The organism is Roseovarius halophilus (ex Wu et al. 2025), assembly GCF_047086965.1.
Genome location: NZ_JBKOTX010000269.1, coordinates 1 through 6102, shown reverse-complemented (window position 1 = coordinate 6102; position 6102 = coordinate 1). Strand labels below are relative to the sequence as shown.

At 65.6% G+C, this 6102-nt stretch carries 7 protein-coding genes; 1 reads left to right on the top strand and 6 read right to left on the bottom strand.

The genetic code is table 11. The annotated features are described in order from the left end of the window. The 6 genes from ACH107_RS29175 to ACH107_RS29150 form a co-directional block, all read right to left on the bottom strand. A partial coding sequence (locus ACH107_RS29175) for a hypothetical protein (RefSeq protein ID WP_412509218.1) occupies positions 1-306 on the bottom strand: 306 nt, incomplete at its 3' end. After that, complete coding sequence (locus ACH107_RS29170) at positions 306-1310, bottom strand: major capsid protein (RefSeq protein WP_412509220.1); 1005 nt, start codon at positions 1308-1310, stop codon at positions 306-308. The genes ACH107_RS29175 and ACH107_RS29170, both read right to left, overlap by 1 nt. A 57-nt stretch (positions 1311-1367) precedes the next feature. After that, positions 1368-1739 carry a head decoration protein gene (locus ACH107_RS29165; RefSeq protein ID WP_412509217.1) on the bottom strand — a complete coding sequence of 124 codons (372 nt, stop codon included), beginning with the start codon at positions 1737-1739 and terminating at the stop codon, positions 1368-1370. Beyond that, positions 1736-2773, bottom strand: a complete 1038-nt coding sequence (locus ACH107_RS29160; RefSeq protein WP_412509216.1) for a head maturation protease, ClpP-related — start codon at positions 2771-2773, stop codon at positions 1736-1738. The genes ACH107_RS29165 and ACH107_RS29160 overlap by 4 nt, the downstream gene beginning before the upstream one ends. Positions 2774-3273: 500 nt before the next feature. Then, a complete protein-coding gene (locus ACH107_RS29155; protein WP_412509215.1) occupies positions 3274-4314 on the bottom strand; it encodes an IS110 family transposase in 1041 nt (346 codons plus the stop codon). A gap of 145 nt (positions 4315-4459) precedes the next feature. Further along, entirely contained in the window at positions 4460-5911 is a 1452-nt protein-coding gene (locus ACH107_RS29150; protein ID WP_412509214.1) for a phage portal protein, read from the bottom strand. A gap of 14 nt (positions 5912-5925) precedes the next feature. Here ACH107_RS29150 and ACH107_RS29145 point away from each other — a divergent pair. Further along, positions 5926-6102, top strand: a 177-nt coding sequence (locus ACH107_RS29145) for a methyltransferase domain-containing protein (protein ID WP_412509219.1), incomplete at its 3' end; no start/stop codon positions are given.

Sequence of the window (6102 nt, the reverse complement as noted above, 5' to 3'; positions counted from 1 at the left end):
GGGCTGCAAGTCCAGCGTCCAGACCAGGCGTTCGCGATCCCGGCGCGGCGCGCCCTGGATCAGGAAGGTCTCGTCGCCAATCAGGATCTGCTCCTCGGGACGCGGCATAGGAATATCCCGGACACGGACATCGATCCGCGTGGTCTCCGAGAGAAGCCGTGCCGCCCCGAACTCGGTGATCTCGTCAGGCCGGCGCAAAATGCCCCGGGTCCGTGTGAACTGCCCCTCGATATCGCGGTGCCAGATCTCGACCGTGAGGTTCGGATCCACAAAAAGCGCGTCGAGCGCCATAGCCGCCGCGCCCATCACGTCCGCTTTGCCGTCCGCAGCACCTGCGGCCGGGTGCAGATCGGCAGTGGATTGGACTCGATCTCGAGGCGCACCCATTCATCACGGTCGCGGTCGGGGATCATCCGCGCATAAAGCGGCAGGCCCACGGTGTTGACCGTCTCGAAGGTGTCGGCGGGGGCGTAGTAGATCTCGAACAGCCCCTCGACGCCTTCGGGATAGAAGTACGCCTTGTCCGTGGGCACGCCGAAGCCCAGGCCACCGCGGTAGCGGCGGAAGGTGATGCCCCCGAAGCTTACCTCTTCACCCACACGGCCGCGCAGGTCGGCAGCCGCGGCGGTATTGAGGTAGGTTTCGCGCACCTCCTTGTGGGCCACCAGATCGGCGAAGAAGGCCGAGCCGCATTCCGCGCGCAGCTGTACCTGGCCGGCCGCGAGCCCGCCAAGCGTGTCCTCGACGCTCTCAATGAGCGCCTGGCAGCGTTTGCGCAAGGCGCCAGAAGCGGGCGATTGGTTGTCGAGATCAAAGTCGACCTCCGCCGCGGGCGTGATGCCAAACTCAGCGTGGTAGTCGATCACCGTGGCCCCGTCCCTGGGATCTTTCACCACGCCCTGGATGCCGTTGAAGAGGTGGAACTCAAAAGTGGCCTCGGCGTCGTTGCGCAGGCGGCCGAGCTTGCGTGCCACCTCGGCCTGCACCTGCTGGGTGGCGGTTTCCGAGCCGAAGTCGCGGATGGCCTGGATTTCCGAGGCCCAGAGCACGTCCTGCTTCTTGAACTGGCGGCACACAAACGCCCGCATCTCCCGGCGTTCGGGGATCTGGGACTCGTAGGCCGAGCCACGCTCGGAGAACGGGATCAGCGACAGCGTGCCGTCGCGGCTCTCGATCATCACGGTGCGCGATCGCACGCCGCGGCTGCCGAAGAGGCCCGTCCCCGACAGGATCGCCGGTTTGAAGGGGATGTTTTCGAGCGCGCGGGTGAGCTCGATGATGGAGAAGGCATCGCCTTCAAAGATGTCCATGGTGGCCACAGCGTGCCTCCTTCTGGTCTGGATCTGATGGGGGAGCTGCGCGCGAGATCAGCGCAGGAGGATGCCGAGCGCCGCCAGCGCCGTCGTGGCGGTGGTGATCTGCGCCTCGGTGGCGCCCTCGGGCCAGGTGACCTCATGGCGGTTGACGAGTGCCGGGCCGCGGACCAGCACCACGCCGGGCGCGTCGGTCTCGGTCGCATCGGCCTGGCCCCAGAGAATACCGGCGGCGTTCTGACTGCCGTTCGAGGCGCCCGGCGTCAGGCCGGTGTATTTGCCACCCGTCGAGATCTTGCCCAGCACCGTGCCGGGCGTGAGCTTGCCGGCACCAGAGGCGATGGTGACAGTCTCTCGGGTATAGTCGCGCAGGACTTCCCAGGTCAGGAAGCCGCCGGCGTGTTTGCCTTCAGTGAGTTTGCTCATGGGGATTTATCCTTCAGCTTGAACGTTCGGGCGATGACATCTCCCCAGGGACGCGTGGTCGGGCTCGGCCCCGGGTGCGGGTGATGCGGGGTGATCTGCGGTGCGGCCTCGGCCCTCGCATCCAGCAGGCTGGCGCGCACGGTATCGAGACTGGCCTCCTCCTCGAGAAACCGCCCGGCCATCTGCGGCTGGCCGGCAAGCCGGCAGAGATCAACCACCGCGCGGGCATGGGAAATCGCCTCGGCCCGGATCGCGGTGGCGTCGAGTTTTTCCGGAGCATTGTTGGCCTCTGCAACAATGCTGCCGGGGTCCTCGGCTGCGGGGATGTTGGAGGTTATGTTTTCGCCTCCAACGATTTCGGGCCCTGTCGCTGCCTCATCGTCCAGCGCGGCGACCTCGTTCGGCGGACTTACGCCGGCCCACTGGGGCGCGGTTTCCGCCTCACCCTCCACCAGCTCGGGCGGCGCGTTGCGGAACCGGCCGATGTCGAAACGGGCGGCGAGGCGCACAGGCTCCGCCATGCGCGTGGCAAGGCCCACCTCCAGCGCCTCAGCGGCATCAAACCAGGTCTCGGCCGCGAGCAGGGCGGCGATCTCCGCCTCCGGCTTGCCGGACCGCGAGGCGTAGCCGCGCGTCATGCTGGCCCCGATCTTGTCCAGCGTGCCTGCCATCTCGCGCATCTCGGCGGCGGTGCCCATCACCAGGCCGGAGGGGTCGTGGATCATCAGGAAGGCGTTTTCCGGCATGACGATCTCATCGCCGGCCATGGCGATGTAGCTCGCCGCCGAGGCCGCGATGCCGTCGATCCAGACGGTCACCGGACCGGCATGGCGGCTCAGCGCGTTGTGGATCGCCACCGCGTCGAAGACCGAGCCGCCCGGGCTGTTGAGGCGCAGGTCGATGGCCGCGTCATCGGTGAGCGCGCCCAGCTCGGCCAGGAAGCCCTTCGCCGAGACGCCATAGGCGCCGATTTCGTCATAGATCAGCACCTCCGCGCCGCGGTCGCGGGCGCGGATCGTGTACCAGCTATTCATCATGTCACTCCTTCCGTAATGGGGCAGGATAGATCAAAGGATTTTTTGATCTGATAATCAGTATGTTATGCATCCTCGTGGAGGCGACGCTCTCGGGCCTGTATAGAATTAGCCGAGAAGGATGAGTGTGACGCGAGGTGCGTTCGGCGCGAAGACCTCCAGATATCGCAGCGGCGAACGCACCGGATCGCTTGGCCAGTGTGCCACCTACTTGCTGTCTCGCTTTTGAAGCCGCGCTTACACTGAGCTCGCTCAGGAGGTTCCCATTCCAGGATAATGCTTCCGTCCGTAGTCAGCACTATGGCTGCCACATTTTGCCAAGTCCAAGAACGGTTCCCGCGTGCCTATCTGTTTGGCGTACTCAGACCACCTGTGTCTGATGACAAGGAGTAACCCGGCATCGTCGGGGACCGCGTCCCGGCTGGGACCTCAGTGAGCCAGCGCCTCAGGCGCAGCCGATCCTTCCTTCAAGTCGTGTGTAGTCGTTTGCAAATCAGAGCCTAAACGGCCGAGACCGTCATTGCCTCGTTGCGTTTGAACCGGAACTCGGTGCCATCACGCCACATCCGGTGCAGCACCACGCCGATCCGACGCGCCAAGGCAACTGTCGCGCGCTTTTTCCCGCGTGCCTTGGCAACGTTCCATGCCCAAGCGCTCAGCCAGCTAGGCTTGCCGCGGTTCAGCATCACTGTCGCTGCTTGAAACAGCGCTGCTCGCAAGCCGGCATCGCCCGCCTTTGTGATCTGGCCGACGACGTCCCGTTCACCGGACTGATGACGTTTCGGGGTCAATCCGACCCATGGGCCAACATCTCGCGATGATCGAAAGCGGTCCGGATCATCGATGGAGGATTTGAACGTCAACGCCACGAGCGCACCCACGCCTGGCATGGTCATGAGCTGTCGGCAGACAGGGTCCGTCTTGGCGTGATCGCGCAACAGCCTTTCCAAACCCGCGAGCTCCTGGCGGAGCGCGGAGCGGACGACAAGGATCGGTCCTGCTGCGGCCTCCAGCATCGGATTGCCATCTACAAGCTCGCGGACGCGTTCTTCATACCTGCCTTTGGAAATCTTGCCCATCTTCAGCCCAAAATTGCGCAAAACGCCGCGCATCGAAAGCTCGATTTTCACAATTGCCTGATGTATCGCTTTGCGTGACGACAACAGCGCGCGCATTTCCTGCGCCGACATGGATTTGCGGTGAACGGGCCGGAACCATCCCATCTGCAGTAGCCGTGCAATGCCCTCCGCATCCCGCCGATCCGTCTTGATCGGCATCGCCTGCAAGGCGCCCTTGACTTGTCGCGTTTCCATAAGGATCGTGTTGAAGTCGGCTTCGATTAGGTGCTTGTGCAGCCACTGCGACAGCGGTCCCGCCTCCAAGCCCACCGCGATCACATTGCCAGGCAGAGAGCCCAAAGCCTTCACCAATTCCTCGGGTTCGCTGGCCGCTGTCGTTTCATTGATGACTTTTCCCTGCCCTGACACCGCGCAGATGGCCGTGCTTGCCAGAGAGACATCCAAACCGATATATAAATCCATGTCGTTGCCCTTTCTTTGCCAAGAGAGTTTGGGGCGCACCGAACGGTCCGACCCCACCGACACGCTACAGACGTGCCAAGGGCAACGACACTCCAACACCCCCCGTAATGCAAAGCACAACGTCAGTGATTCGCGCCGAGCCCCATTACGGCATCTGATTGGTGGCGCGGTCGGCCGCAGTTGCGTCCTCGCCATTGTCGTCATCCGCCCCGTCGCTCGGATCGGACCGCCGCGCCGGCGTCGCCCGGGCTCCCTGCGTCTCGCCCGGGCTGGTGCGGTAGCGCAGGCCAAGCCCCTCGGCGCGCGCCGTGTCCACCGCGTTCTCGCGGTCCACTTCCTCGACGTCGTAGCCGGTGGCCTCAACAACCTTGCGCCGCGAGGTGATGCCCGCCTCCATGGCCAGCACCTGCGCCTGGATGTCCTTGAGGGGATCGACCCAGTCCCAGCGGGGCGGGATCCACTGCACCATGCGCGCCGCCGCCGGGTCGGGCAGATCCAGCCGCCCGGCCAGCTGCGCGGTCTCCAGCCAGCGCGCCCAGATGGGTCGGCAGAGCTGGTGCGCGATCACCCCGTGCTGGAGCTGCTGCACGCGGCGGCGGAATTCCACGAGCTCGGCCCGCAGGCTCGAATAGTTCGCCTGCCGCACATCGCCGGTGACCAGGTGATAGGGCAGCCCCAGCGAGGCCGAGACACCCAGCAGCGTCCGGTACTGGAACGCCTCGTAACTGCTGCCGACGTCGGCCGGTGCCGAGAACTTCACATCCTCGCCGGGCAGCAGCACCTGCAGGGTGCCGGGCTCCAGGCTGGCGATGGCCGCGCCGTCGGCCTCAGACTCCTCCGTGCCCATCATCGGCTCTTCCGGGGCGGTCTTGGTGATGAAGCCCGCGAACATCGCCGCCGTCTTCTTCCGATCGAGCTCGGCATCGTCGTACTGATCGAGCAGGAACAGCCGCACCATCGCCGGCGCTACATGCGGCAGGCCCCGGATCTGGCCCGCGTCCAAGGGTCGGTAGATGTGCAGCACATCCGCGGCCGGCACGCGCACGGTCTCGGGCACCGCCACCCGCTGATCCGTGCTGTCGCCAGGATGGCTGCGGCGAAAGTGATAGGCGACGCGCCTCCCGATCAGGTCGAACTCGATCCCGCATCGGATGCGGTTGCCATTCGACGCCGTCTCAGTCTTCTCGAAGGGCAGCATCTCGGACTGCAGCAACTGCATCTGCAGCGGCACCAGCAGCCCGTCCTCAGCGCGACGGGGTCGGAGCCGAACAAAGCACTCGCCAGCGACGAACATCTCCCGGGCCACCATGGCCTGCAACCCGTAGAAATCCGTCAGCCCGTCCGCGTCGGCCTCGTCGGTCCAGGCGAGCCAGAGCCGCTGGACGCGGTCCCTCAGATCAGCGTCCTCGATCAGCGACGAGGGCTTGATCCCGTCGCCCACCACGTTCGCGGCGAACGCCTCGCAGGCGTTGGCTGCGTACCCATTCGTCACTACCAGTTCCCGTGCCCGCGCCAGCAGTTTTGGCCCGCCCGAGGCGACCAGCGCGTTGACGTTTTCCAGCGGCGGGTTCCAGCCGCGCAGCCGGCGCCGGGACATCGCGCCCTCCAGTCATCGAGGAGGCGCGGCGCCGGGCCGGGGATCTGGCCAATCTGCGCTTCGAGGCGCGCGCGGGCACCGACCAGGGGCTGGAGGACGGATCGGTGGACGCGGTGGTCTTTCACACCGTGCTCAGCCATGTCACCGACCCGGCGGCGCTGCTGGCCGAGGCGCGGCGGGTGCTGCGCCCG